Below are 26,880 nucleotides of genomic sequence, written 5' to 3'. Positions count from 1 at the left end.
TCCGGGGCATTTATCCTCCTTCGTGAACGAAGCAAAAAGAATAACGTAAAATAATAAAGTGGGTGTTACGATTGTTTGAACATTATACAGTTTTAAAAAATGAAGCCGTTAAGGGTTTAGCGATTAAACCGAATGGAGTTTATATCGATTGCACAGTTGGTGGCGGTGGACACTCCGAAAATATTGTTTCAAAACTTCATGATGATGGTTTACTTATAGCGTTTGATCAAGATGAACAAGCATTGCAGGCAGCTAGAAAAAGACTACATAACTATTTACAACGAACTTTATTCATTCATAGCAATTTTCAACATCTAGAGGAAAGCTTACAGGAACATAAAGTGGAACTAGTTGATGGCATATTATTTGATCTTGGGGTTTCTTCACCACAATTAGATATCGGAGAGCGCGGTTTTAGTTATCAACATGATGCAAAATTGGATATGCGAATGGATCAAAGCGCAAGTTTAACTGCTTATGACATTGTAAATAATTGGTCATATCAAGAATTAGTGAAAATATTTTTCTCCTATGGTGAAGAAAAGTTTTCAAAACAAATCGCTAGAAAAATAGAACAGAGTAGGCAAGTAAAGGAAATTACAACAACAGCTGAGTTAGTTGAAATTATTAAAGATGCTATTCCAGCACCAGCACGAAGAAAAGGTGGTCATCCAGCAAAACGTATTTTTCAAGCATTACGGATTGCTGTTAATGACGAATTACGTGTCTTTAATGACGCATTACATCAAGCAGCTAAATCTGTAAAAATAGGTGGAAGAATTGCGGTGATAACATTCCATTCTTTAGAAGACCGAATATGTAAACAAGCTTTTAAAACATGGAGTACACCAAAACCGACACCGAGAAATTTACCATTTCTTCCTGAAGGACATGAGGCACCATTTAAAATGATAACACGTAAGCCGATTGTACCTACGGAGGAAGAAATTAATGAAAATCGACGTTCGCGTTCAGCAAAATTAAGAATTGTTGAAAAGGTACGTACATGGAACAATGACTTTATCTATGAAGAAGGGTGGAAAAAATAATGGCTGCTCCGCATGTAAGAAGTTGGGAACAAAACTATACAACAAAAGTACCAAAAGTAGAAACAAAAAAAGTTGTCGTTCGTAAAACGGGATGGATTACACTTGGAGAGAAAGTCCTATATGCGGTTGTTGGTGTAAGTTTAATTATTGCGGCAGTATGTATTGTCCTTTATTCTTCAACAACGGATAGTTTGAATAGGAAACTACAAACACTTGAACATCAAGTTCAACAACAAGAAGTAAAAAACGCTGGACTTCAATTTGAAATAAAGGAATTAAGTCGACCGGAAAGAATTATTAAAAAAGCAAAAGAGAGTGGCTTAACAATTCAAAATGCGGAAATAAAAAAGGCAACATCATCAAAAAGCAACGAGTAATCAGGTGACAAGTAATGAAAAAAAATAAAACGACAAATATAGTTGCGGGAGTTTTAATGTTAGGCTTTATTTGTTTATTTTTAATTTTAACTGGTAGATTTTTGTACATCCAAACAACAGGCGAGATTGATCATGTATCTTTAAAAGAATGGGCGAAGGATAAACGAACAACTTCATACACTATTAGTGCGGAAAGAGGTAAAATTTTTGATAAAAACGGTGTAGCCTTAGCCTACGATCGCCCTACATTCCGCATATATGCAACAGTCGATCAGGATATCTCCAAAAACTCAAAAACACCTAAACATATAGTAGATCCGGAAGAAACTGCGGAATTACTAGCTCCTTTGCTAAAAATAAAAAAACAAGACTTATACGATCGACTAAAAAAAGGTCTTGATAATCCAAAAACAAAACAAATTGAATTTGGTTCCAAAGGAAAAGGCTTGGCGATGAAAACGAAGGAAGCAATTGAACAATTGAACTTGCCGGGACTTCACTTCATTGAAGAACCGATTCGTTATTATCCGAATGGTATTTTTGCCTCACATATTATTGGTTTTGCACAAGAAACTGAAAAAGAGGTAGAGGGAAAAACATTAAGAGAAATTGAAGGTATTGCTGGAATTGAAAACGCATCTGATAAATTATTAAAAGGAAAGGATGGGCGTATTTCTTATGAACGAGATATTTATGGTAAGAAATTACTCGATCCGAAGGAACGCGTTCAACTTCCGAAAGATGGGGACGATATTTATTTAACAATTGATCAAAAAATCCAAACGTTGTTAGAGGATGTCATGTCAGAGGCAGAGAAAAATTATACTCCTAATCGGTTAATCGCAATTGTAATGAATCCTAAAACGGGAGAAATTCTAGCGATGAGTAACAGGCCAAGTTATAACCCAAATAATCCAACTGACGTGAAAAACTGGTACAATGATGCCGTATCGATTCCTTTTGAACCAGGATCGACGATGAAAATATTTACTTGGGCCTCAGCCATCGAAGAAGGGGTTTATAATGGTTCAGAGGCGTATCAATCTGGAACATATCAAATTAATGAAAGAATTCGTAAGGTGAGAGACCACAATGGCGGAAGTGGATGGGGGAAAATTTCATTTGATGAAGGATTTCAACGTTCTTCAAATGTAGCTGCCTCGAAATTAGTTTGGGAAAAGATGGGCCCTGATACGTTCTTGGAATACTTGAAAGCTTTTCAATTTGATCAAAAGACAGGTATCGATTTACCAGGAGAGCAAGTCGGTAAAATCTTGTACAATTATCCAGATGAAAAATTAACAACTTCTTTTGGTCAAGGGAGTACTTTTACACCAATTCAACAAATGAAAGCCGCAACTGCCATTGCTAATAATGGCAAAATGATGCAGCCGTTCGTTGTAAAGAAAATAGTAGACCCTAATACAGGAGAAGTTATTAAAGAGCATACACCAAAAGTCGCAGGTGAACCTATTTCTAAGGAAACAGCTACACAGGTTTTGAAGTTGCTTGAATCAGTTGTAAGTGGAGAGCATGGAACAGGTGCGAGTTATGGTTTAGCAGATTACTCAGTCGGTGGAAAAACAGGTACTGCACAAATTCCTAATCCTAAAGGTAAAGGTTATTTAACCGGTTATGGAAATAACGTATTCTCATTTTTAGGCATGGCCCCTGCTGATGATCCAAAGTTAATGATGTATGTAGCGGTAAAACAACCAAATCTTTTAACTGAAGATGGATATGAGTCTGGTCAAGCACCAATTTCATTTATTTTCAAAAATGTAATGGAAAATGCACTACGTTACTTAGATATCGAGCCTGATAAAGAGCAAAGTAAGCAAGTTGAAACAGTTAAAACTCCAAATCTAGTAGGAAAAACAACTGTAGAGGCGAAGAAGATATTAAAGGATATAGGCATAACTCCTGTAATTATCGGGAATGGAAAAACAATCAATCAACAAAATATTTTGTCTGATACAGAGATATTACAAGGTGAACGAATGATAATTGTTTCCGATAAACCAAAAATGCCCGATATAACGGGATGGTCCTTGCGGGATGTATTACAACTAGCTAATCTTTTAAACTTGAAGGTAGATACAGCTGGAAATGGCTTTGTCGTTAAACAGAGTATTCAAGCAGGTAAGGAACTTAAAAAAGGTATGCCACTTCAAGTTAAATTTGAAAAGCCAAAAATAGATAAGAAAAAAAGTATAAACGAAGAAGATTCATAATTAAAATAGCAAAACATTCCCATGAAACAGTGTTCTAATCATTTTTTTACATTCATATAGTTGATACAAGCCTACCTATGAAAAGGGGATTGAAAATGAAACGTGTATCAACTGTGACGGTGAAAAGAAGATTAGTTACTGTTTTTCTTTTTGGATTACTTATCTTCGCGATTATCGATTTAAGACTAGGTTATGTACAATTTGTAATAGGTGATGAACTGATGGATTTAGCAGATGAATCTTGGAGTAGGGATATTACGTTTAAACCTGAGAGAGGTCTGATTTTGGACAGGGATGGAGATATTCTTGCTGAAAATGTTACTGCGCCATCGATTGTCGTAGTCCCAAGGCAAGTAAAAGATCCTGAAAATACTGCTAATCAATTAGCGGATATATTAAATATAGACGAGCAAAAAGTATTAGAGCAGATTACAAGACCGTCTATGTCAGTTGAATTAAGACCAGAGGGAATTAAAATTGATGAAGAACAAGAAATAGCCATTCGAACTTTGAATTTAGATGGAATATATTTAGCAAAGGATTCGAAACGACACTATCCATATGGAAATGATTTAGCACATGTACTTGGTTTTACAGGAATCGATAATCAAGGTTTAATGGGGTTAGAATTGTATCACGATGAATTATTAAAAGGAAAAAACGGTAGACTCTCTTTCTATTCCGATGCGAAAGGTGGAAAGTTAAAATTAGCAGATGTCTATACCGCTCCTCAAGATGGGTTAGATCTCAAAACGACGATTGATTCTCGAATTCAAACCATTATGGAAAGAGAAATGGATCTGGCAGTGGCAAAATATAATCCAGATGGAGCAATCGCAATTGCAGTTAACCCAAAAACTGGTGAAGTATTAGGAATGACAACAAGACCGACATTTAGCCCTGAAGATTATCAGCAAGCAGATCCTGAAGTTTATAGCCGAAATTTACCAATCTGGAGTACATTTGAGCCTGGTTCTACATTTAAAATCATTACACTAGCAGCAGCTTTAGAAGAAGGGCTAGTCGATCTAGAAGAAGACCATTTCACAGATAAAGGTTCGGTTAAAGTCGGTGGAGCAAATTTACGTTGCTGGAAGAGTGGTGGACATGGACATCAATCTTATTTAGAAGTTGTCCAGAATTCATGTAACCCTGGATTTGTTAATCTTGGTCAAAAATTAGGTGCTGAAAAGTTGTTTACGTACATTCGGAATTTTGGCTTTGGTACAAAAACGGGTATCGATTTAATGGGTGAGGGAAATGGAATTTTGTTTAAGCCGGAACAAGTTGGCCCTGTTGAATTAGGGACGACATCATTTGGCCAAGGTGTTTCTGTCACCCCGATTCAACAAGTGATGGCTGTCTCAGCTGTTGTAAATGGTGGCTATTTATATGAACCTTTTATAGCAAAAGAATGGGTCGATCCTGTAACAAAGGAGACTGTCAAACAACAGGAGCCAAAAGTTCAAGAGCGTGTTATATCAAAATCAACCTCTGAAGAAGTGACGAAAGCGTTGGAAAGTGTGGTTGCTTACGGGACTGGGCGTCCTGCATATGTTGATGGTTATCGTGTTGGGGGAAAGACTGGTACTGCTCAAAAGGTCGGAAAAGATGGTCGCTATATGGCAAATAATCATATTGTTTCTTTCATCGGTTTTGCTCCTGCAGATGATCCGGAAATTGTTGTATATGTTGCAGTTGATAATCCGAAAGGAACAGTTCAATTTGGTGGGGTAGTAGCTGCCCCTATTGTTGGGAAAATAATTGGCGATAGTTTACATGCGATTGGTGTAGAACCAAGAAAAGATGGACTAGAAAAGGAATATCAATGGCCGGATGAACCAAAAGTGGAAGTGCCTGATTTAGTTGGAACGAATAAAAATAAATTAGTAGAGTATATGACAAATTTACATCTTGAGTTAGAGGGTGAGGGTGAATATATCATAGATCAAGCTCCTTTACCTGGTTCGAAAGTTGAATCTGGCTCAACTGTACGAGTGTATCTATCTGATTCTAAAAATACAAAAAAAGATTAGCGTAAATCTATCGAGTTATCGCCTTGTTTTTGATATAATGAGTTAGGTGAAAAAGAGTTTCAAAAAAAGACTTGAAAGGCTGAGTCGGCTAGAGTTAGAACGACTAACCCTTTTGAATATCTTCTTAAAATGAAAATAATGGACGGAGTTTTAATATGATGAAGTTAATTGATCTTTTATCAGTATTACCGTTTTATCAATCAGTTCCAAATAATTTGGAGCAAACGGAAGTAACGGGAATTGAAATGGATTCCAGAAAGGTAATACCTGGTTCTGTATTTGTTTGTATAAAAGGTTTTACAGTTGATGGGCATGATTTCGTTAAACAAGCAATTGAAAAAGGTGCCGTTGCAATTATTGCCCAAAGACCTGTAGTTGGAGAAATACCGGTTATCACTGTTAGAAATACACAAAGGGCGTTGGCAATGCTTGCCGCTAAGTTTTATCATCATCCGACAAATAAGTTACCATTAATTGGTGTGACAGGTACAAATGGTAAAACAACGGTGACATATTTATTGGAGAAGATTTTTCAAGAACATAACAAGAAAACTGGGATTATTGGTACCATTCAATTAAAAATTGGGGATGAAGTGTTCGATATTCAAAATACAACCCCTGATGCGCTAACTTTACAAAAGGTTTTTAGCGAAATGGTAGAAAAAGATGTAGAACAGGTAATTATGGAAGTTTCTTCACATGCACTAGACCAAGGTCGTGTATATGGCTGTGATTACGATATTGCTGTATTTACAAATCTATCGCAAGACCATCTTGATTATCACAAGGATATGGCAGATTATTTGCGGGCTAAATCGCTATTGTTTGCTCAACTTGGAAACACTTATGGCGAGCATGAAAAATTTGCAGTAATCAATGCCGATGATACGTCTGCATCTCTTTTAGAAAAAAGTACAGCTCAACAAATATTGACATATGCATGTGAAGAAGATGCTGATATTAAAGCCGAGAATATCCGCCTGCATTTAACAGGTACCACTTTCGATTTGAAGACGCCAGTTGGAACAATTGAAATTAACAGTTCATTAATTGGCTTATTTAACGTATACAATATGCTTGCAGCAAGTGGTGCAGCAATTGCAGCTCACGTACCACTTTCCACGATTAAATTAGCTTTGGAACATCTAACTGGTGTGAATGGTCGTTTTGAATCCGTTGTTTGTGATGATATAGATCAACCATATGGTGTTATCGTAGATTTTGCCCATACGCCAGATTCATTAGAAAATGTTTTAAAAACAATTTCGGAATTTAAAAAAGGAAAAGTTTATGTTGTGGTAGGCTGTGGGGGAGATAGGGATAAAACAAAGAGACCACTTATGGCCCAAATTGCTTGTGAATACGGTGATTATGCAATTTTAACGTCCGATAATCCGCGTACAGAAAAACCAGAAGCAATTATCCAAGATATGGTTGATGGATTAACTGGCGAACAATATAATTACAAAGTAATTGTTAATCGGAAACAGGCTATTTACGAAGCGGTAAATCTCGCACAAGCGAACGATATCGTATTGATTGCTGGAAAGGGTCATGAAACATATCAAATTATTGGCCGTGAGAAAACGCATTTTGATGATCGAGAAATAGCACGTGAAGCAATCAAACGTAAGGGGAGTTAAGTATGTTATTTTCTGTAAATTGGCTAGCCTCCATACACCCTCATTATCGAGGGATAAGGGAAGGAAATATCGCCATTGATTGCGTAACAACAGATAGTCGCGAACAAAAAGACAACGCCCTTTTCATCCCAATTGAGGGTGATAAATTTGATGGGCATGATTATATAGAGCAAGCAATGGAAAATGGGGCTGTTGCTACACTTTGGCAAAAAGACAAGGTGATACCAGATAATTTACCTGAAACATTTCTAGTCTTTCTAGTAGATGATACGATTCACGCATTACAAACATTAGCCAAAGCATATCGTTTTGAAATCAATCCAACTGTTATCGCAGTAACGGGTTCAAATGGCAAAACAACTACAAAAGATATGATTGGACACATACTTTTATCACAATTTCGTACACATATGACAAGTGGTAATTTAAATAACCATATTGGATTGCCTTTAACTATTTTATCAATGCCTAGAGATACTGAAATGCTTGTACTTGAAATGGGTATGAATCATTTTGGTGAAATTGCACTGCTTTCTAAAATTGCAAATCCTGATTATGCCATCATTACAAATATAGGGGAATCTCATATTGAATTCTTAGGTTCCCGAGAAGGCATAGCAAAAGCAAAACTGGAAATTGTAGAAGGTTTGAAACAAGATGGTGTATTAATTATTGATGGTGATGAAACACTACTGGAACAATTCTCATTAAACAATAATATAATTAGATGTGGTTTTCAATTAAATCTCGATCTTGTTATCAACCAAGTAGAAATCACGCAACGGGGGACGGTATTTAGTTTATCGACTGGAAAGACTTATGAAATTCCGTTATTAGGAAAACATCATGCTAAAAATGCAACATATGCCGTAGCTGTTGCAACCAAACTAGGTATGGATCCAGAGCTTGTGCATCAATCTTTGCAAACTTTATCTATTACTGGCATGAGGTTTGAATTGTTAGAAGGAATAAATGGTGTGGCAATTATAAATGACGCATATAATGCATCACCAACCTCCATGATTGCTGCGATTGAAGTGGTGAAGAAACTTGAGCAGTATAAAGAAAAAGTATTGGTTTTAGGTGATATGTTTGAACTAGGTAGTCAATCTAAGTACATGCATGAATCTGTAGTGGATTATATTGAAGCTCCAATTACGACAGTATATACAATTGGAGCGTACGCTAAGAACATAACTTCAAAGCTTATGAATGAAAAACCAGATATAAATACGAAACATTTTGCTGATCGGACGAAATTAACAGATGATTTAAAACAACTTGCAAATCGAGAAACAGTTATTTTATTTAAAGCTTCACGTGGTATGCAATTAGAAACAATAATTAATACAATACGTGAACTACAATAGATATTTCTGAAATAAGAGCATACAACTGTAATTTTAACAGAAAATAAATAGAGATAATGGACGGTCATAATTTGAGGAGGATACGTAGTGAATATTTCAATCTTAATAATAACAATTGCAATTGCATTTCTATTTACCGTCCTGTTTTCCCCGATCTTCATTCCATTTTTGCGACGATTAAAGTTTGGACAAAGCATTAGAGAAGAAGGACCAAAGTCTCACATGAAAAAATCCGGAACCCCTACAATGGGGGGGATTATGATTATATTTAGTGTTGTAGTTACTTCACTTATCATGGCAATGAAGTTAACAGATACGATAAGTTATGAACTTTGGTTATTATTGTTTGTCTTATTAGGATACGGTTTATTGGGTTTTTTAGATGACTTTATCAAAGTCGCGATGAAACGAAACTTAGGACTAACATCAAAACAAAAAATGATTGGGCAAGTTATAATTGCGCTTATCTTTTTCTATATTATCCAAATTCATGATTTTTCAACGGCCATTCAAATTCCAGGGACCTCAATACAATGGGATATTGGTTGGGGTTACGCATTACTTATTATTTTCATGCTTGTAGGATCATCTAATGCCGTAAACCTTACTGATGGATTAGACGGTTTATTAGCAGGAACAGCAGCAATAGCTTTTGGTGCGTTTGGTATTTTAGCTTGGTTTAGTTCACAGCAAATAGAAATTACCATTTTTTCGTTAACGGTAGTTGGTGCATTGCTTGGATTTCTTGTATTTAATGCACATCCTGCAAAAGTGTTTATGGGTGATACGGGTTCATTAGCTTTAGGTGGCGCAATTGCAGCCATTGCTATTTTAACAAAGTTAGAAATATTACTCGTCATTATTGGTGGAGTCTTCGTAATTGAAACTCTTTCTGTCATTATTCAAGTGATTTCTTTTAAAACGACAGGTAAACGTGTATTTAGAATGAGTCCATTGCATCACCACTATGAACTACTAGGTTGGTCGGAATGGCGTGTTGTAACGACTTTTTGGCTTGTTGGTCTATTATTTGCCGCTTTAGGTATTTATATTGAGGTGTGGTTAGGATGAATGAATTAAATCAATTTCCTTATTCAAATATTTTAGTTTTAGGATTAGCCAAAAGTGGTTCTGCGACTGCTAAACTACTATGCAGAAACGGGAAGCGTGTTAGGGTAAACGACTTAAAAACTAATACTGACGATCCAATTGTACAAGAGTTACGCAAGATGGGGGCTGAAGTAATATTAGGCTCCCATCCTCTTTCTGTTTTGGATGGGGTGGAAGTAATTGTTAAGAATCCAGGTATATCATATGAAAATCCGGTTTTAATGCAAGCACAACAACAAAACATCCCTATCATAACGGAAGTAGAGTTAACAAGCTATATGACAGATCGTATCATTGGAATTACAGGTTCGAATGGGAAGACGACAACGACAATGCTGATTCACGAGATGCTAGAAAATAGCAATTGTCAAACTAAACTTGCGGGAAATATTGGAACAGCAGTAGCCTCAGAAGTTGCAGAAATGCTGCTGCCGGAAGAAACGCTTGTTTTAGAATTATCTTCTTTTCAACTAATGGGTACAGAAAAATTCAAACCACATATTTCAGTGCTGTTAAATATTTTTGAAGCACATTTAGATTTTCATCATACATTAGCTAATTACGTTGCTGCGAAACGTAACATTATTCGAAATCAGACGATAGATGATGTAGTTGTTTACAACCTAGACGATCAAACGGTTTCGGAGATGATTAAACATACTGCCGCTAAAAAAGTCCCATTCTCTTTAACAAAGAGATTACCTGAGGGTGCTTGGTTAGATAAAGAGTATATATATTTTCGTGAAGAAAAAGTAATTTCTAGGAAAGATATTGTACTCGTTGGTTCTCATAATTTACAAAACATTTTAGCTGCAATATGTACAAGTAAATTAGCAGGTGCAAATAATGAAGGTATCCGTCACGTATTAACGACGTTTACTGGCGTAAAACATCGCTTGCAATTTGTAGGAAAGATTCATGAACGTTTGTTTTATAATGATTCAAAAGCAACGAATATGTTGGCAACGGAAAAAGCATTGGCCTCCTTTACGCAACCTACGATTCTTTTGGCAGGTGGTTTAGATCGAGGCAATGAATTCGATTCCTTAATACCACACCTTCAATATGTTAAAGCGATTGTAGTATTCGGTCAAACAGGAGAAAAGTTGAAAAGAGTTGCTGAAGAGGCAGATATTCCGATTGTAATAGATGCAGAAAACGTCACAGATGCAGTTGGGAAAAGTTTTGATATATCAAAACCCGGAGATGTCATCTTGTTGTCCCCAGCATGTGCAAGTTGGGATCAATACAAAACATTTGAACAAAGAGGTGACATGTTTATACAAGCCGTGCATACATTAAAATAGGGGCTTGTTCAATCAAAAGCGAAACTCCTTTTATGCGACGTATAGACTGTGCCTTGTTACGCAGGGTGGATAGGAGGTTCCACGCAAAGTGGCTTCTTAGCTAATCAATCTTCCAAATTCGTACGGGTTAGAGGAAATACTGTGAGTATAAACGAGCAGATATTGACTTATTGTAGGAAGAGGAATGATATATACTGGTCGCTAGGAGTAGTATTGTTTTATCTATACATTTACATCATCATATGAACAACGCCCCGATTCTGATGTCTGAGAAGGGGTGTTTTCTTTTGCAAGAAAAGAAACTTATAAAAGATAAACCTGATTATGTATTAATGTATGCGATTTTATTTTTATTAGCCATTGGGATTATCATGGTATTTAGTTCCTCATACGTGTGGGCAGAGTATAAATATGGGGATATGTTCTTTTTTCTTAAAAGACAGCTATTATTTGCAGGTATTGGCATTATTGCAATGTTTTTTATGATGTCTATACCATATGGGACATGGAGGAAATATGCTAAAGTCATTTTGTTGATATGTTTTTTTCTATTAATTATTGTGCTTATTCCCGGTATTGGAATGCGTCGGGGTGGGGCTCAAAGTTGGATTGGGGTTGGCGCATTTAGTATTCAGCCATCAGAGTTTATGAAGCTTGGCCTTATCATTTTTATTTCCTCTATGTTGGCAGTAAAACAAAAATATATTACGTCATTTAAAAAAGGCTTTCTTCCTCTATTATCTCTTGTGTTTGTAGCATTCGGTTTTATTATGTTACAACCTGACTTAGGGACGGGCGTAGTTCTAGTATTAACGTGTATGGTAATGATGTTTGCTGCAGGGGCTCGCTTGTTACATTTCTTTGGACTAGCAGCAATAGGTGTAATCGGTTTTGTTTTTTTAATTATGTCTGCTCCGTATCGAATAAGTCGTATTACTGCATTTTTAAACCCTTGGGAAGACCCACTAGGCGATGGTTTCCAAATTATACAAAGCTTATATGCGATTGGTCCAGGTGGTCTAATGGGAACAGGTCTAGGAGCTAGTTTACAAAAGTATTTTTATTTACCAGAGCCACAAACTGATTTTATCTTCGCAATACTAGGTGAAGAATTAGGATTTATTGGAGGAACGTTTCTTTTATTTGTTTTTGTTTTATTATTTTGGCGTGGTATAAAAATTTCCCTTGAGGCACCAGATGAGTTCAGTCGCTACCTTGCATTAGGTATCGTTTCGATGCTTACTATTCAAGCGATGATTAATATTAGTGTTGTGATCGGTCTAATTCCAGTAACAGGAATCACATTACCATTCTTAAGCTATGGGGGTTCTTCCTTAACCTTAACGTTATGTTCGGCAGGAATTTTACTAAATATTAGTAAGGCGACCAAGATTTAGCGTGCAAATCTCTTAGTTTAATAAAATTTCTATAAAAATATCGATTAAGAGTAGGACAGCTATATTTTTGGGTTAAGATTATGTTATAATTCAAGTAATGAAAAAAGCAGCACATTTCATGCTGCTTCTCTTTATTAAATCTATTATTTAATTTTAAAGGAAGAAGCATAGATGGAGAAAAAGAATGTCGTTTCAATTGAAGATCGTATTCCGAAATTGAAACAAGCACGTAAAAAAAAGGCGAATAGGCGGCTTATTTTGTACCTTTCTATATTTTTCTTCTTAATTACAATAATTGTCTATCTCCAGTCCCCGCTAAGTCATGTAAAAACAATTGTAATAAATGGTAACATCATTCTGGATGATGCTGAGATAATGAATGAAAGTGGATTGATAAAGAATACGAGTATTTGGACAATAAATAAAGAGAAAATGAAAACGGTACTTGAGAAAGATCCGATTATACAATCAGCAAATGTCAAACGGAAATTACCGTGGACGGTTGAAATAACAGTCAAAGAGCAACGTTTAATCGGATTTATTAAACAGAAGAATGATTATTATCCATTATTAGCAAATGGGAGTGTATTAAAAGATCGCAACCAGTCAATTCCAAAAGGTGAAGCGCCAATTTTATTTTCATTTACGGAGCAAGAGCAAATACAAAAAATATCGGATGAATTACATAAGTTACCACATGATATCATAAATTTAATTTCTGAAATTCATTGGGAACCAACAAAAACGAATAAAAATAAAATAATCCTTTACATGAATGATGGGTACACCGTTTCGGGGACAATGCGGGACTTCGCGGATAAGATGCAGCTGTATCCGTCAATCGTTAGTCAATTAGATCCGAAAAAAACTGGTATTATTCATATCGGTGTGGGTACATATTTTGAAGAATATGCCGATAAAGAAAAAGAAGATAAGAAAAATGAATAAAAATAGAGGATTATTCAGGTTTTTATGGAAATATATATTATAAGTTTCTTTTTTTCATTAACTCCGATAAAATGATAGATTATAATAGTAGTGAAAGTTTCATAAAAGCAACGAAGATTCGACGAAAGTTATTGATTAGGAGGTGCCTTTCTTTGCAAAATAGTGAAATTTTAGTAAGCCTTGATATAGGTACGTCAAAAGTAAAAGTAATCATTGGTGAGATAACGAATGATTCATTAAATATTATCGGTGTTGGTAGTGCGGAGAGCAAAGGAATGAGAAAAGGTGCAATTGTTGACATCGATCAAACTGTTCACTCGATAAAAAATGCAGTTGAACAAGCTGAACGTATGGTTGGTATGCAAATTGAACGCGTTGTCGTTGGGATAAGTGGTAACCATATTCAACTTCAACCATGTCATGGTGTTGTTGCTGTTCAAAATGAGAATAGAGAAATCGATGATGTAGATGTTGCTAGAGTAATAGAGGGAGCACAAGTTATTTCAATTCCTCCTGAGCGTGAAATTATTGATGTCATTCCAAAGCAATTTATAGTAGATGGCTTAGACGAGATTACAGATCCGCGTGGAATGATTGGTGTACGCTTGGAAATGGAAGGTACAATTATTACGTGCTCAAAAACAGTTTTACATAACATTTTAAAATGTGTAGAATTGGCTAACTTACAAATTGCCGATATTTGTTTACAACCACTTGCAGCCGGAGAAGTTGCGCTATCTAAAGATGAACAAAATCTTGGTGTAGCAATGATAGATATCGGTGGTGGATGTACGACTGTATCTATTTTTGAAAACGAACATATCGTATCCACAAGTGTAGTGCCTTTAGGTGGTGACAATATTACGAAAGATATCTCGATTGGTTTAAGAACAACCACTGAAGAAGCAGAAAATATTAAACGAAATTTTGGACATGCATATTATAATGATGCACAAGAAGAGGAAGTATTTCAAGTTTCAATGATAGGAAGTAATAAGACTGCAACATACACACAGTTGCATATTGCTGATATTATAGAAGCAAGATTAGAAGAAATTTATGCTTACGTGGTAAGAGAATTACGTAAAATGGGATATCATGAACTTCCTGGAGGTTATGTTTTAACAGGAGGAACAATGAAAATGCCAGGTGTTTTAGATTTGGCACAAGATATCTTTCAACAAAATGTAAGAGTTGCGATACCAGATTATATTGGTGTTCGTGAACCACAATTTACAGCAGGTGTAGGAATCTTGCAATTTTCATATCGAAATGCGAAAATACAAGGAAAAGATTTATTTCCATCTGTTTCAATGCAAATGCAAGAAACGAATATGAAACGTGTAAAAAGTCAACCCCAAAAACAAGGGGAACCGAAGACGAAGAAGAAAAAGGATTCTAGTTTTGCGAATATATTTAAATACTTCTTCGATTAATGAACAAAGACATACAAATAGGAGACGAGCATCTGTTGCCTAACTGTATAATCAAATGTAACGTAAAGATAAAATAAAGTCGTGTAATTTATGCATATTAGGAGGAACGAATATATGTTGGACTTTGACATGGAAATGGATCAATTGGCAACAATTAAAGTCATCGGGGTAGGTGGCGGAGGAAATAACGCAGTGAATCGTATGATTGAACATGGTGTTGAAGGTGTAGAATTTATTGCGGTTAATACAGACGCGCAAGCCCTAAATCTATCAAAAGCTGAAGTGAAATTACAAATTGGTACAAAACTAACACGCGGTCTTGGTGCAGGTGCAAACCCCGAGGTCGGAAAAAAAGCAGCCGAAGAAAGTAGAGAACAAATTGAAGAAGCACTACAGGGTGCCGATATGATTTTTGTTACTGCTGGAATGGGCGGTGGTACTGGAACTGGTGCTGCGCCAATCATTGCCCAAATTTCGAAAGAATTAGGTGCACTTACTGTAGGAGTTGTGACAAGACCTTTTTCATTTGAAGGAAGAAGAAGATCGACACAAGCAATTTCCGGTATTGATTCCCTAAAAGAGGCGGTAGACACATTAATTGTCATTCCAAATGACCGATTACTAGAAATTGTAGATAAAAACACGCCGATGCTAGAAGCATTTCGTGAGGCTGATAACGTCTTACGCCAAGGTGTTCAAGGTATCTCAGATTTGATTGCTAAACCAGGTTTAATTAACGTTGACTTTGCGGACGTTAAAACAATTATGTATGATAAAGGTTCTGCTTTAATGGGAATTGGTGTTGCGACCGGTGAGAATCGGGCAACAGAGGCAGCGAAAAAAGCAATTTCTTCCCCTCTACTTGAAACTTCAATTGATGGTGCACATGGTATTTTAATGAATATTACTGGTGGAACAAACTTAAGTTTATATGAAGTTCAAGAAGCAGCTGATTTAGTGACAACAGCAGCAGATGAAGAGGTAAACGTTATATTTGGATCGGTCATTAATGATAATTTGAAGGACGAGATTATTGTAACGGTTATTGCAACAGGATTTGACGAGGCGAAACAAGCTCAACAACCTCCACGTCAACGCCCGGTTATGAATCACCAGCAAGTTGCGGCTACAAGGGCTAATGAAGAGCCTGTAAAAGAGCAGCCACAAAATGATTACAATAAACAACCAGAAGAAGATATATTGGATATACCGACATTTTTAAGAAATCGTAATCGCAACCGAAACCACTAATTAAATAGTACAATAGATTAAAAGAGGAACTGAATTTCAACATTTACATGAAATACGATGTAAGTGGGAGAATCAGTTTCTTTTTTATTGCTATTTAACTGGGCTCTACGTCAAATGACGTTGGTATTGAATTTTAGTCAATTCAAAAATGTATTTGGTTATCACACGCTAGGGAAGTGGTGCTGCCCTAGCGTGTGATTTTATAAATCATTTTCATAAACATCATCCCACAATACTAGTTGTCCGTAATGAAAATGACCGACTCCTGTCGGAAAGCACGTGTCTGAAGACCCCACAGGAAGCGGGTTTTGCTTCCGAGGAGGCTGAAGCCGTGCCCACGGAAAGCGTGTCAATTTTCATGTAGAACAACGGTATGTACGCACCATTTAATATTCTTCCTCCAACAACTACTTTTGGCCTATGAAATTAATTCGTGTAAACAAGAAAACGACGCTGCCGAGATTTGACCACCGACGTCATTTATTGTACAACCTTTAACTGACGATAAGACCCCTTCTTTAAGAATTCGAGGGAACATCAAACGACTGGTTAATGAGAAAACGTTCTCTCTTTCTGCCCTATTTCATACAATTCATATACTCCGACAAACTATCCAATAACTAGCTAAAATTAGTGCTTCATATGATACAAGATGTGACAGACTTTGCAAATAGAATAGGATATACTCATAATTAGTTTCCATGATTTTCTTAAATTGCAATTTTCAATCCTTCTATTATGAACGGAGGGAGGTTGATATGACCCTTTATTTAGATGCAGTTTGGCTGCTGAACTTTCTTTTAGACGGGATGCTTTTGCTCATAACTCAAGCTATCTTAAAAGAACAATCATCAAGATATAGGGTGTTATTTGGTGCTACGATTGCCTCTTTATTAGTACCAATCACGCTCTTTTTCCCAAACACATTTCTTACAAGTTTTATAGGGAAATGTATATACTCTATCCTTATCATACGTTCTACATTTCGTTTTTATACGATAACTAGATTTATGAAACAATTGATGACATTTTATTTTGTATCTTTTGCAGTAGGAGGTGGTTTACTAGCCTTCCATTTTTTATTACAAAATAACTTTGTTTTGTCAGAGTCTGGTTTTCTAACTTTTCATAGTGGTTTAGGTGATCCGGTTAGTTGGTCTTTTGTGGTGATAGGATTTCCGATTGTATTATATTTTACAAAAAGACATATGGACAAGCATACATTTGATAAGATTCGCTATGATCAAATGTATCCAGTTACCATTACGATTAAAGAGCAAACTTTTCATACAATAGGGTATATTGATAGTGGTAATCAACTAATAGATCCTATTTCAAAAAAACACGTCGTGATTTGCGATGAAATATTTTTGCAGCAATGGTTTACAAAAGAAGAGTGGGAAAAACTACGGCAAGCATATGAAAGCATGCAATTTGATGAATTACCTCTTCAATGGCAATCATTTGTCCAAGTTATTCCATTTCACGGTGTAGATGGAAAAAGTAATTATCTGCTCGGTATTCGACCTAGTCAAGTAGTGGTGTTTTATGATGAAAAGGAAATTGTTACAAATCAAGTGATCATTGGTGTGCAGTTTAATCGGTTAACAAGTGACCATCGTTATCATTGCTTACTCCATCCACACATAGTGACGTTGCACGGTGAATATTCGGCTTAGAGGAAAATCCATGCATGAGAACATTACGATACAGGGAGAGAGAATAATTGAAGCTCTTGAAGTTGAAAATACGGTTATTATGGCTAAAAATTCGTATGAAATTAGGTTTTAAACCAGATGAAATATATTATATTGGTGGTAGTGAAGCACTACCACCGCCATTATCAAAAGATGAAGAACGAGAATTATTAATTCGTTTACCTAAGGGAGATCAATCAGCTAGAGCAATGTTGATAGAGCGAAACTTGCGGCTTGTTGTATATATTGCAAGGAAATTTGAAAACACAGGAATAAACATTGAGGACTTGATTAGTATTGGTACAATTGGGCTGATAAAAGCGGTTAATACGTTTAATCCTGAAAGAAAAATCAAGTTAGCTACATATGCTTCTCGATGTATAGAAAATGAAATATTAATGTTTTTACGTAGAAATAATAAAATTAGGTCCGAAATTTCCTTTGACGAACCATTAAATATTGATTGGGATGGTAATGAATTATTATTGTCAGATGTTTTAGGAACAGATGAAGATATTATTACGAGAGATTTGGAGGCAAAAGTTGATAAAAACTTATTGAAGAGTGCGCTAAGTCAACTGAACCAGCGTGAAAAGCAAATTATGGAACTTCGTTTTGGATTAATAGGGGAGGAAGCGAAAACACAAAAGGATGTTGCAGATATGTTAGGTATTTCACAATCATATATTTCACGTTTAGAAAAGAAAATTATTAAGCGACTAAAAAAAGAATTTAATAAAATGGTTTAAACGTTTATTTGTACAAGTATAGACGACGTTTGCCAATTTTTATATAGGTAATTTTATAATACCCCGTGCATAAAAACCTCTGCAGCGGAGATACTGACCTTGAACAGCATCTCCAAGCAGGAGGGTAAAGAATGACTAGACATAAAGTAGTAATATGCGGAGTTGACACATCAAAATTACCTGTCTTAAAGAATGAAGAAATGAAGGTTCTTTTCAAGGAAATGCAGTCCGGGGATATATCTGCAAGAGAAAAACTAGTGAATGGTAATTTACGATTAGTTTTAAGTGTAATTCAACGTTTCAACAATCGCGGAGAATATGTAGATGATTTATTCCAAGTAGGTTGTATTGGTCTAATGAAGTCCATTGATAACTTTGATTTAAGCCACAATGTGAGATTTTCTACATATGCAGTTCCAATGATTATTGGTGAGATTCGCCGATACTTACGTGATAACAATCCAATTCGAGTTTCAAGATCATTACGTGATACGGCGTACAAGGCGTTACAAGTGCGGGAAAAGCTAATTAATAAAACATCAAAAGAACCAACACCAATGGAGATTGCAGAGGAAATGGGGATTCCCCATTCAGACATTGTCTTTGCTATGGATGCCATTCAAGATCCTGTGTCATTATTTGAACCAATTTACAATGATGGTGGAGATCCAATTTATGTGTTAGATCAAATTAGTGATGACAAAGAAAAGGATGACTCATGGGCGGACAAGCTATCTCTAAAAGAGGGGATGCACCGTTTAAACGAAAGGGAAAAGTTAATATTGAACAAACGATTTTTCCAAGGAAAAACACAAATGGAAGTAGCAGATGAAATTGGCATATCCCAAGCACAAGTTTCTCGATTGGAAAAGGCAGCAATTCAACAAATGAATAAGGAAATGTTTAAATAAAATATGAAAATGGAAAAAAGGAATGGGTCGAATAAAATGTACCTGTTCCTTTTTTCTGTCTATAAACACTATATTAAAATCTAGGAATGATGCATATAAATGTAAGTAAAGGGGTGATTTTTACATGGTATTACTATCTGAGTTACAATTAAAAGAAGTAGTTGAAATAAAAAATGGAAAAAGGCTCGGTCATATTGCCGATTTGGAAATTGATCCCGATTTAGGTAGAATTATAGCGATTATAATTTATATACGTGATAAAGGAAGCTTTTTTGGAAAAGCAGAAGAAATATTTATATACTGGAATCAAATTGTTACAATTGGTACAGATGTTATTTTAGTAAAAGATGTGTCAGAAACGCAATATTATGATCAAATAAATACGAACTATGATTCGATATAGTTAAAACAAAGGTCTCAATAGCAGAAATATGGTAAAATAAACGTGGTAAGGGAGGATGTAAATTTGAAACTTGAGCCATTTCATCATTCTCATGAAATGTATTTAAATATAGAAAAATGGGAACAATTGGATACAAATTTAAAAGTAGGCTTTACAACTAGAAACGGTGGTGTTAGTGCCGCGCCATTCCATGCGCTTAATATGGGGTTGCATGTAAAAGATAATCCAGAACATGTACGGTTAAATCGGGAATATTTGGCCACATCATTAAAATTACCACTTGAAAATTGGGTTTGTGGAGAACAAATTCATCAGACAACTGTTCATGTTGTGAAAAAGGAAGATAGCGGGAAAGGTGCTACAGATATTTCCACTACGATACGAAACGTCGATGGATTTATTACAAAAGAAACAGGCATCCTATGCACCGCTTTTTTTGCGGATTGTGTACCACTTTATTTTTTTGATCCTACGACTTCATATATTGGCATTGCACACGCGGGTTGGAAAGGTAGTGTTTCACGTATGGCGGAGGCAATGGTTAATAGCTTCATAAGTCACGGTGTACAAGTTGAAAACTTGCAGGTCGTCATAGGACCATGTATTTCAAAAGATTATTATGAAGTAGATCATCGTGTCGTTGACAATATACCGATACAGTTTAGAGAAAAGACGGTTACACCGCTTCGAGATAAACACTATTTATTAGACTTAAAACAGTTAAATGTAGAAATTCTTTTACAATGTGGTGTGCTTCGTAATAACATAGATATAACGGATTTATGTACATTTCGTAATGAAGATTTATTTTACTCACATCGACGAGATGGCGGAAAGACTGGACGTATGTTAGCCTATATTGGATATATTTCTTGAATTGGCTTTAAGAATGGGGAGGAGTAATAGAAAGTGTGTGTGAAGGAAAATGTAGAGAAAATCAATGCTAATATTGTACAAGCATGTAAAAGAAGTAATCGTAATCCGGAAGAAATTACGATTATTGGTGTTACAAAATATGTTACAATAGAACGAACAAAAGAAACACTTGCTGCAGGAGTAACGAATATTGGTGAAAATAGAACAGAAGGATTTTTGGAAAAGTACCGTCACATTGAAAAACAAGCAAATTGGCATTTTATTGGAACATTACAATCAAGAAAAACACGAGATGTTGTGAATAAAGTGACTGCAATTCATTCACTTGATCGGCTCTCTCTGGCAAAGGAGATTCAAAAACGTGCTGAAAAAACAGTGGATTGTTTTATTCAAGTGAATATAAGTGGAGAGACATCTAAACACGGTATTCAACCAGACCAGGTTCATTCTTTTTTACATAAATTAGAAACCTTTAATAAAATACGCGTCATTGGTTTGATGACGATGGCTCCTTATACAAACGATGAACAGGAAATAAGAGGGGTCTTTAGCGACTTGCGTATGTTACGTGATGAAATAATTGCAGAAAATTTATCATATGCTCCTTGTAAATATTTATCCATGGGTATGAGCAATGATTATGAAATAGCAATTGAAGAAGGAGCAACACATATTCGATTAGGATCGAAACTAGTCGGACCATAAGGGGTGACGTGATGAGCATAAAAGATAAGTTTAAAAACTTTTTCTCGGTGGAAGATGAATATGAATATATCGAAGAACAAGTTCCCGTGCCTGCATCTATCGACAATCGTCATGAACCAAAAGTAGTGAATTTAACGGCAGTACAGCAAGCAAATGCAAAGATGGTTCTCTATGAGCCAAAATCTTATGCAGAGGTACAAGAAATAGCCGATCACATTGTTAATCGAAAATCGGTTGTCGTAAATTTACAACGTGTTGAACATGCAGAGGCAAAGCGGATGATTGATTTTCTTAGTGGAACAATCTATGCATTGAATGGAAATATGCAAAAGCTAGGGACACAAACATTTTTATGCGCACCCGATAATGTAGATATTTCTGGTGTAATATCAGATTCAGATACACCTGTTAGAGAAAAGGATTATAAAAAAAGGTGGCAAGATAGATGGTAGCTTACGAAATATTTAAAGTAATAAATACTTTAATATCTATATATTCTTTTGGTATTATTATTTATATTTTTATGTCTTGGTTTCCAGGTGCACGTGAAAGCACTTTTGGTGAATTTTTAGGACGTATTTGTGAACCTTATTTGGAACAATTTCGTCGGTTTATTCCTCCATTAGGTATGATAGACTTTTCACCAATTATCGCGATTATTTGTTTGCGCTTGGCGAGTACAGGTTTATGGTCAATTTTCCAGTTCTTTTTTATGTGAGAGGTAAATAGATGAGTATATACCAACACTTTCGTAAAGAAGAGCATGCTTTTATTGATCAAGTCCTTTCTTGGATGGAAATGGTGGAAAACTCTTATATTCCAAGACTATCTGATTTCTTGGACCCGCGGCAACAACAAATTGTATCTATGCTTATTGGTACAAAACAAGCAGATTTACAAGCTGAGTTATATGGTGGAGGAACGTATACCGAGAGAAAAAGAGTATGGATTGCCCCTTTTTATGATGAAATTAACGAGGATTTGTTTCAATTAACGTTACTGCAAGCTAAGTATACTGAAAAGTTTGTAACGCTTACACATCGGGATGTTTTGGGTGCTTTTTTATCGTTAGGTCTAGCGCGTGAGAAATTAGGAGATATTTTAGTTGGTGACGGATTGATTCAGCTCATTGTCGCATCCGAAATCGCTCCTTTTATTGAAATGAATTTGACAGAGATAAAAAATGCAAAAATAACTATCCAACATAAACCGTTGGAAGATTTACTAGAGAAAAAGCTAAACTGGATAGAATCCAATCAAACGGTTGCTTCCTTGCGACTTGATAATGTATTGAAGGAAATATATCGTATTTCGAGGAAAGATGCAGTAGATTTTATTCAAAAGCAATATGTGAAAGTAAACTTCAAGCTGGTCACTGATCCGAAGTTTATAATTGAGGCAGGGGATATGATTTCGTTAAGAAGAAAAGGGAGAAGTAAGCTTGTTCAAATTAACGATAAGACGAGAAAAGGAAACATTCATATTACAACTGCTCGGTTAGAATAATTTATTTTCTTATTTAGTAAAGTTTTCTACAAAAATTGCAGGATTTTTGTTACTTTTGTCGTATAATAGGAATAATGCTATTAATCGTAGTAGCTATTTTTAGAGAATGATGAATGGAGGTGGCAATGTGCCATTAACACCGTTAGATATTCACAATAAAGTATTTTCAAAGAAAATTAGAGGATATGACGATGATGAGGTTAATGAATTTCTCGATCAAGTAATTAAAGATTACGAGACTGTCATTAGAGAGAAGAAAGATCTTGAAGAACAAGTCACACAGTTAGATGAAAGGCTTCGTCACTTTACGAATATTGAGGAAACATTAAATAAATCTATATTGGTTGCCCAAGAAACTGCTGAGGAAGTAAAAGGGAATGCAACGAAAGAGGCAAAATTAATTATTAAAGAAGCAGAAAAGAATGCTGATCGAATCATTAATGAATCATTAAGCAAGGCTAGAAAAGTAGCGATTGAAGTGGAAGAATTAAAAAAACAAGCGAAGGTTTTCCGTACTCGATTAAAAATGCTTGTTGAAGCACAGTTAGAAATGGTTCGTTCTGGTGATTGGGAAGATTTGCTTGAAACAGAATTTGAGCCAGAAGAAGATTTAGTAAAAACAAGTCTGAAATCTTGACAAATAGTAGATCGTTACATATAATGCATAAACGTATAGACTATTTTAAAAGGACATAAAACATTTATGATGATGGGGACAGTATAAAAGTAGAGAAACTGTAAAGCGAATCAGGGAATGGTGAAAGCCTGATCAGGGTAACTTTTAGAAAATCACCCCGGAGTACCCGTTCGAATATAGCATATAGTAGGCACGGGCGACTGATTCTCGTTACGAATTTTGAAGTGAATTTAAATTGTTTATCACAATTTTAAATTTATGAGGGTGGTACCGCGAGTCTTCTCGTCCCTTTTGGGATGAAGAAGATTTTTTTTTATTTCTAAATTTTTATTATAAAGGAGGAAAAAGGCATGGAATATAAAGATACTTTATTAATGCCAAAAACAGCCTTTCCTATGCGTGGTAATTTACCGAATCGCGAGCCAGAAAGGCAAAAGAAATGGGAAGAGGCAAATATTTATGAAAAGGGATTGAAAAGAACGGAAGGTAGACCATCTTTTATTTTACATGATGGACCTCCATATGCAAATGGAGACTTGCATATCGGGCATGCATTGAACAAGATTTTAAAAGACTTTATTACACGCTATAAATCCATGACGGGATATCATGCACCTTACGTTCCTGGCTGGGATACGCATGGATTACCAATCGAAACTGCATTAACTAAAAACAAAAAAGTAAATCGAAAAAAAATGAGTGTTGCAGAATTTAGAGAAAAATGTGCGGAATATGCGTTGAAACAGATTGATAATCAGCGAAATCAGTTTAAACAACTAGGTGTTCGTGGGGATTGGGATAATCCTTATATTACATTGAAAAATGATTACGAGGCAGCTCAAATAAAAGTCTTTGGGGATATGGCAAAAAAAGGTTATATTTATAAAGGCTTACGTCCAGTATATTGGTCACCATCATCTGAATCAGCATTAGCAGAAGCCGAGATTGAGTATCATGATAAACGTTCACCATCTATTTATGTTGCGTTTGAAGTAAAAGATGGGAAAGGTGTCTTAGATGCAGGTGATAAAATTGTCATCTGGACAACAACACCTTGGACAATGCCAGCAAACCTAGGTATTTCCTTACATCCCGAATTGTCTTATGTTGTTGTAAAGGTTAATGGAGAACGTTATGTTGTTGCAGAAGGATTACTTGAAGCTGTGACGGAAGAACTAGAATGGGAAAATCCGCAAGTAGTGAAAACGTTTATTGGTAAAGAGGCAGATAGAATCGTAGCAAAACATCCGTTTTATGATCGCGATTCACTTGTTATGCTAGGTGAACATGTAACAACAGAGTCAGGAACAGGTTGTGTGCATACAGCACCAGGGCACGGTGAAGACGATTTTTATGTAGCAAAACAATATGGAATTGATCCGCTAAGTCCAGTAGATGATAAAGGTGTATTTACAGAGGAAGCACCTGGGTTTACGGGCATGTTTTATGATGATGCAAATAAAGCAATAACGGAAAAATTATCTGAAGTTGGGGCATTGTTAAAACTAACATTTATTACGCACTCGTATCCACATGATTGGAGAACGAAAAAGCCAACTATTTTCCGCGCTACTGCACAATGGTTTGCTTCAATTAAAGATTTTCGAGATACGATTTTAGATGAAATTAAAAAAGTTAATTGGTATCCAGGTTGGGGTGAAACACGATTATACAATATGGTGCGTGACCGTGAAGATTGGTGTATTTCACGTCAACGAACTTGGGGTGTTCCAATTCCAGTGTTTTATGGGGAAGATGGCACGCCGATTATTACGGATGAAACAATTAATCATGTTTCAAACTTATTTGCTAAACATGGTTCTAATATTTGGTTTGAAAAAGAAGCAAAAGATTTATTACCTGAAGGCTTTACTTCTGAGCATAGTCCTAATGGTCAATTTACAAAAGAAACAGATATTATGGACGTATGGTTTGATTCTGGTTCTTCACACGAAGCGGTATTAATGGAAAGAGAGGATCATCATCGTCCGGCTGATGTTTATTTAGAAGGTAGTGACCAATATCGTGGATGGTTTAACTCTTCTTTATCAACAGCAGTAGCAGTGACAGGAAAAGCGCCATACAAAAATGTAGTCAGTCATGGTTTTGTGATGGATGGTAATGGTAAAAAAATGAGTAAATCTTTAGGAAATGTTATTTTACCATCAAAAGTAGTGAAACAATTAGGTGCGGATATTTTACGTTTATGGGTTTCATCTGTAGACTATCAGGCAGATGTTAGAATTTCAGATGACATTTTAAAACAAACATCTGAAGCATATCGAAAAGTACGTAATACGTTCCGCTTCATGCTTGGAATTTTAGCTGATTTCGATCCTGCTGTAAATCATGTCGAAGATAGCCAGTTACATGATGTAGATAAATATATGCTTTTCCGCTTACAAGAATTAATTAAAGATGTTCGTGAAAACTATGAGAAATTTGAATTTGCTCCTATTTTCCATCGGATTCACAACTTCTGTGCGGATGATTTAAGTTCATTCTATCTAGATTTTGCTAAAGATGTTTTATATATTGAGGCAGCAGATCATGAACGCCGCAGAAGTATTCAATCTGCTAGTTATGAAATGTTACTTGCCCTTGTCAAATTATTAACACCGATTATTCCACATACGATGGATGAGGTTTGGGAATATATTCCTGGTGTTGAAGAAGAGAGTGTTCAGTTAACAGACATTCCAGAGCCAAGAACAATTGCCACGTTTACGAAAGAGGACGAGAGAAAATGGAATCATTTTATGCTTGTTCGGGATGATGTACTAAAGGCATTAGAAGAAGCAAGAAATGAAAAAGTAATTGGTAAATCACTTGAGGCTAAAATCGAAATTTATCCAACAACCGAAGAAACGAGAGAAGTGTTGCAATCTATTACACACATGCATCAATTATTTATCGTTTCAAAGGCAGTAATTACTGATAAACCGGTTGGAAAAGAATATCGTTTTGCACATATTGCCGTTGAAAAAAATACAGGTGAAAAATGTGAACGCTGCTGGATCATCGCGGATACTGTAGGAGAAGATGCTGATCATCCAACATTATGTAGCCGCTGTGCACACGTAGTAAAAGAACATTACACGAAGTAACCTTTTCTAAAAGGGCCAGCATTTTACTGATCCTTTAGAACACTTATAACTATCTTTCTCAAGGGGGAGATAGTTATATTTTTATGAAATCCTTTTCTATGATAAAATGTATGAAGTTAATCAGTTAAAAT

General features: G+C 35.7%; 23 protein-coding genes and 1 other annotated feature. All 23 genes read left to right on the top strand.

From position 1 onward, the window contains the following. Nucleotides 1-71 precede the first annotated feature (71 nt). The 23 genes from rsmH to ileS all read left to right on the top strand — a co-directional run bounded on the left by rsmH (nucleotide 72) and on the right by ileS (nucleotide 26,749). Nucleotides 72-1,049, top strand: coding sequence for a 16S rRNA (cytosine(1402)-N(4))-methyltransferase RsmH (gene rsmH, locus ACFFIS_RS11870; protein ID WP_320378861.1), 978 nt, complete (start codon nucleotides 72-74; stop codon nucleotides 1,047-1,049). After that, nucleotides 1,049-1,426: a cell division protein FtsL gene (gene ftsL / locus ACFFIS_RS11865; protein WP_390187707.1), complete on the top strand. Its 378-nt coding sequence runs from the start codon at nucleotides 1,049-1,051 to the stop codon at nucleotides 1,424-1,426. The genes rsmH and ftsL overlap by 1 nt, the downstream gene beginning before the upstream one ends. A 14-nt stretch (nucleotides 1,427-1,440) precedes the next feature. Continuing rightward, nucleotides 1,441-3,660, top strand: a complete 2,220-nt coding sequence (locus ACFFIS_RS11860; protein ID WP_390187705.1) for a penicillin-binding transpeptidase domain-containing protein — start codon at nucleotides 1,441-1,443, stop codon at nucleotides 3,658-3,660. A gap of 95 nt (nucleotides 3,661-3,755) precedes the next feature. Next, nucleotides 3,756-5,696 (top strand): stage V sporulation protein D, encoded by a 1,941-nt coding sequence (locus tag ACFFIS_RS11855; RefSeq protein WP_390187704.1) that lies wholly within the window; start codon nucleotides 3,756-3,758, stop codon nucleotides 5,694-5,696. A gap of 158 nt (nucleotides 5,697-5,854) precedes the next feature. Next, nucleotides 5,855-7,339 carry a UDP-N-acetylmuramoyl-L-alanyl-D-glutamate--2,6-diaminopimelate ligase gene (locus tag ACFFIS_RS11850; protein ID WP_390187897.1) on the top strand — a complete coding sequence of 495 codons (1,485 nt, stop codon included), beginning with the start codon at nucleotides 5,855-5,857 and terminating at the stop codon, nucleotides 7,337-7,339. 2 nt (nucleotides 7,340-7,341) lie between these two features. Further along, nucleotides 7,342-8,709 (top strand): UDP-N-acetylmuramoyl-tripeptide--D-alanyl-D-alanine ligase, encoded by a 1,368-nt coding sequence (locus tag ACFFIS_RS11845; RefSeq protein WP_390187701.1) that lies wholly within the window; start codon nucleotides 7,342-7,344, stop codon nucleotides 8,707-8,709. Nucleotides 8,710-8,796: 87 nt separating this feature from the next. Then, a complete protein-coding gene (gene mraY / locus ACFFIS_RS11840) occupies nucleotides 8,797-9,780 on the top strand; it encodes a phospho-N-acetylmuramoyl-pentapeptide-transferase (RefSeq protein WP_320378866.1) in 984 nt (327 codons plus the stop codon). Continuing rightward, a complete protein-coding gene (gene murD, locus ACFFIS_RS11835; RefSeq protein WP_390187699.1) occupies nucleotides 9,777-11,126 on the top strand; it encodes a UDP-N-acetylmuramoyl-L-alanine--D-glutamate ligase in 1,350 nt (449 codons plus the stop codon). The genes mraY and murD overlap by 4 nt, the downstream gene beginning before the upstream one ends. Nucleotides 11,127-11,458: 332 nt before the next feature. After that, nucleotides 11,459-12,523 carry a stage V sporulation protein E gene (spoVE, locus tag ACFFIS_RS11830; protein ID WP_390187895.1) on the top strand — a complete coding sequence of 355 codons (1,065 nt, stop codon included), beginning with the start codon at nucleotides 11,459-11,461 and terminating at the stop codon, nucleotides 12,521-12,523. 171 nt (nucleotides 12,524-12,694) lie between these two features. Next, nucleotides 12,695-13,471: a cell division protein FtsQ/DivIB gene (locus tag ACFFIS_RS11825; RefSeq protein ID WP_390187696.1), complete on the top strand. Its 777-nt coding sequence runs from the start codon at nucleotides 12,695-12,697 to the stop codon at nucleotides 13,469-13,471. Nucleotides 13,472-13,623: 152 nt separating this feature from the next. Then, a complete protein-coding gene (gene ftsA, locus ACFFIS_RS11820; RefSeq protein WP_320378868.1) occupies nucleotides 13,624-14,907 on the top strand; it encodes a cell division protein FtsA in 1,284 nt (427 codons plus the stop codon). Nucleotides 14,908-15,021: 114 nt separating this feature from the next. Then, nucleotides 15,022-16,158, top strand: a complete 1,137-nt coding sequence (gene ftsZ / locus ACFFIS_RS11815) for a cell division protein FtsZ (protein ID WP_390187694.1) — start codon at nucleotides 15,022-15,024, stop codon at nucleotides 16,156-16,158. A gap of 758 nt (nucleotides 16,159-16,916) precedes the next feature. Next, the gene (spoIIGA, locus tag ACFFIS_RS11810) at nucleotides 16,917-17,837 is read left to right on the top strand and encodes a sigma-E processing peptidase SpoIIGA (RefSeq protein ID WP_390187693.1); all 921 of its coding nucleotides are present in this window, start codon (nucleotides 16,917-16,919) and stop codon (nucleotides 17,835-17,837) included. Nucleotides 17,838-17,884: 47 nt separating this feature from the next. Continuing rightward, nucleotides 17,885-18,604 carry an RNA polymerase sporulation sigma factor SigE gene (sigE, locus tag ACFFIS_RS11805; protein ID WP_390187690.1) on the top strand — a complete coding sequence of 240 codons (720 nt, stop codon included), beginning with the start codon at nucleotides 17,885-17,887 and terminating at the stop codon, nucleotides 18,602-18,604. A 131-nt stretch (nucleotides 18,605-18,735) separates the two neighbouring features. Further along, nucleotides 18,736-19,515 carry an RNA polymerase sporulation sigma factor SigG gene (gene sigG / locus ACFFIS_RS11800; protein WP_390187688.1) on the top strand — a complete coding sequence of 260 codons (780 nt, stop codon included), beginning with the start codon at nucleotides 18,736-18,738 and terminating at the stop codon, nucleotides 19,513-19,515. Nucleotides 19,516-19,639: 124 nt separating this feature from the next. Then, the gene (locus tag ACFFIS_RS11795; RefSeq protein WP_320378869.1) at nucleotides 19,640-19,918 is read left to right on the top strand and encodes a YlmC/YmxH family sporulation protein; all 279 of its coding nucleotides are present in this window, start codon (nucleotides 19,640-19,642) and stop codon (nucleotides 19,916-19,918) included. Nucleotides 19,919-19,981: 63 nt separating this feature from the next. Further along, nucleotides 19,982-20,794 carry a peptidoglycan editing factor PgeF gene (pgeF, locus tag ACFFIS_RS11790; protein ID WP_320378870.1) on the top strand — a complete coding sequence of 271 codons (813 nt, stop codon included), beginning with the start codon at nucleotides 19,982-19,984 and terminating at the stop codon, nucleotides 20,792-20,794. A 33-nt stretch (nucleotides 20,795-20,827) separates the two neighbouring features. Beyond that, complete coding sequence (locus ACFFIS_RS11785) at nucleotides 20,828-21,499, top strand: YggS family pyridoxal phosphate-dependent enzyme (protein WP_390187685.1); 672 nt, start codon at nucleotides 20,828-20,830, stop codon at nucleotides 21,497-21,499. A gap of 11 nt (nucleotides 21,500-21,510) precedes the next feature. Further along, nucleotides 21,511-21,951 carry a cell division protein SepF gene (locus ACFFIS_RS11780; protein ID WP_390187684.1) on the top strand — a complete coding sequence of 147 codons (441 nt, stop codon included), beginning with the start codon at nucleotides 21,511-21,513 and terminating at the stop codon, nucleotides 21,949-21,951. Then, nucleotides 21,945-22,217, top strand: a complete 273-nt coding sequence (locus ACFFIS_RS11775; protein ID WP_320378872.1) for a YggT family protein — start codon at nucleotides 21,945-21,947, stop codon at nucleotides 22,215-22,217. The genes ACFFIS_RS11780 and ACFFIS_RS11775 overlap by 7 nt, the downstream gene beginning before the upstream one ends. Before the next feature lie 11 nt (nucleotides 22,218-22,228). After that, nucleotides 22,229-23,005 (top strand): YlmH family RNA-binding protein, encoded by a 777-nt coding sequence (locus ACFFIS_RS11770; protein WP_320378873.1) that lies wholly within the window; start codon nucleotides 22,229-22,231, stop codon nucleotides 23,003-23,005. Nucleotides 23,006-23,132: 127 nt separating this feature from the next. Then, nucleotides 23,133-23,642: a DivIVA domain-containing protein gene (locus ACFFIS_RS11765; RefSeq protein ID WP_390187681.1), complete on the top strand. Its 510-nt coding sequence runs from the start codon at nucleotides 23,133-23,135 to the stop codon at nucleotides 23,640-23,642. A 60-nt stretch (nucleotides 23,643-23,702) separates the two neighbouring features. Then, nucleotides 23,703-23,935: a binding site (T-box leader), on the top strand. Nucleotides 23,936-23,992: 57 nt separating this feature from the next. Further along, entirely contained in the window at nucleotides 23,993-26,749 is a 2,757-nt protein-coding gene (gene ileS, locus ACFFIS_RS11760) for an isoleucine--tRNA ligase (RefSeq protein WP_390187680.1), read from the top strand. Nucleotides 26,750-26,880 lie beyond the last annotated feature (131 nt).

This window comes from Paracerasibacillus soli, from assembly GCF_042432965.1.
In the GTDB taxonomy this organism is placed as follows: Bacteria; Bacillota; Bacilli; order Bacillales; family Amphibacillaceae; genus Paracerasibacillus; species Paracerasibacillus soli.
This window is presented reverse-complemented; position numbering and strand designations above follow the sequence as displayed.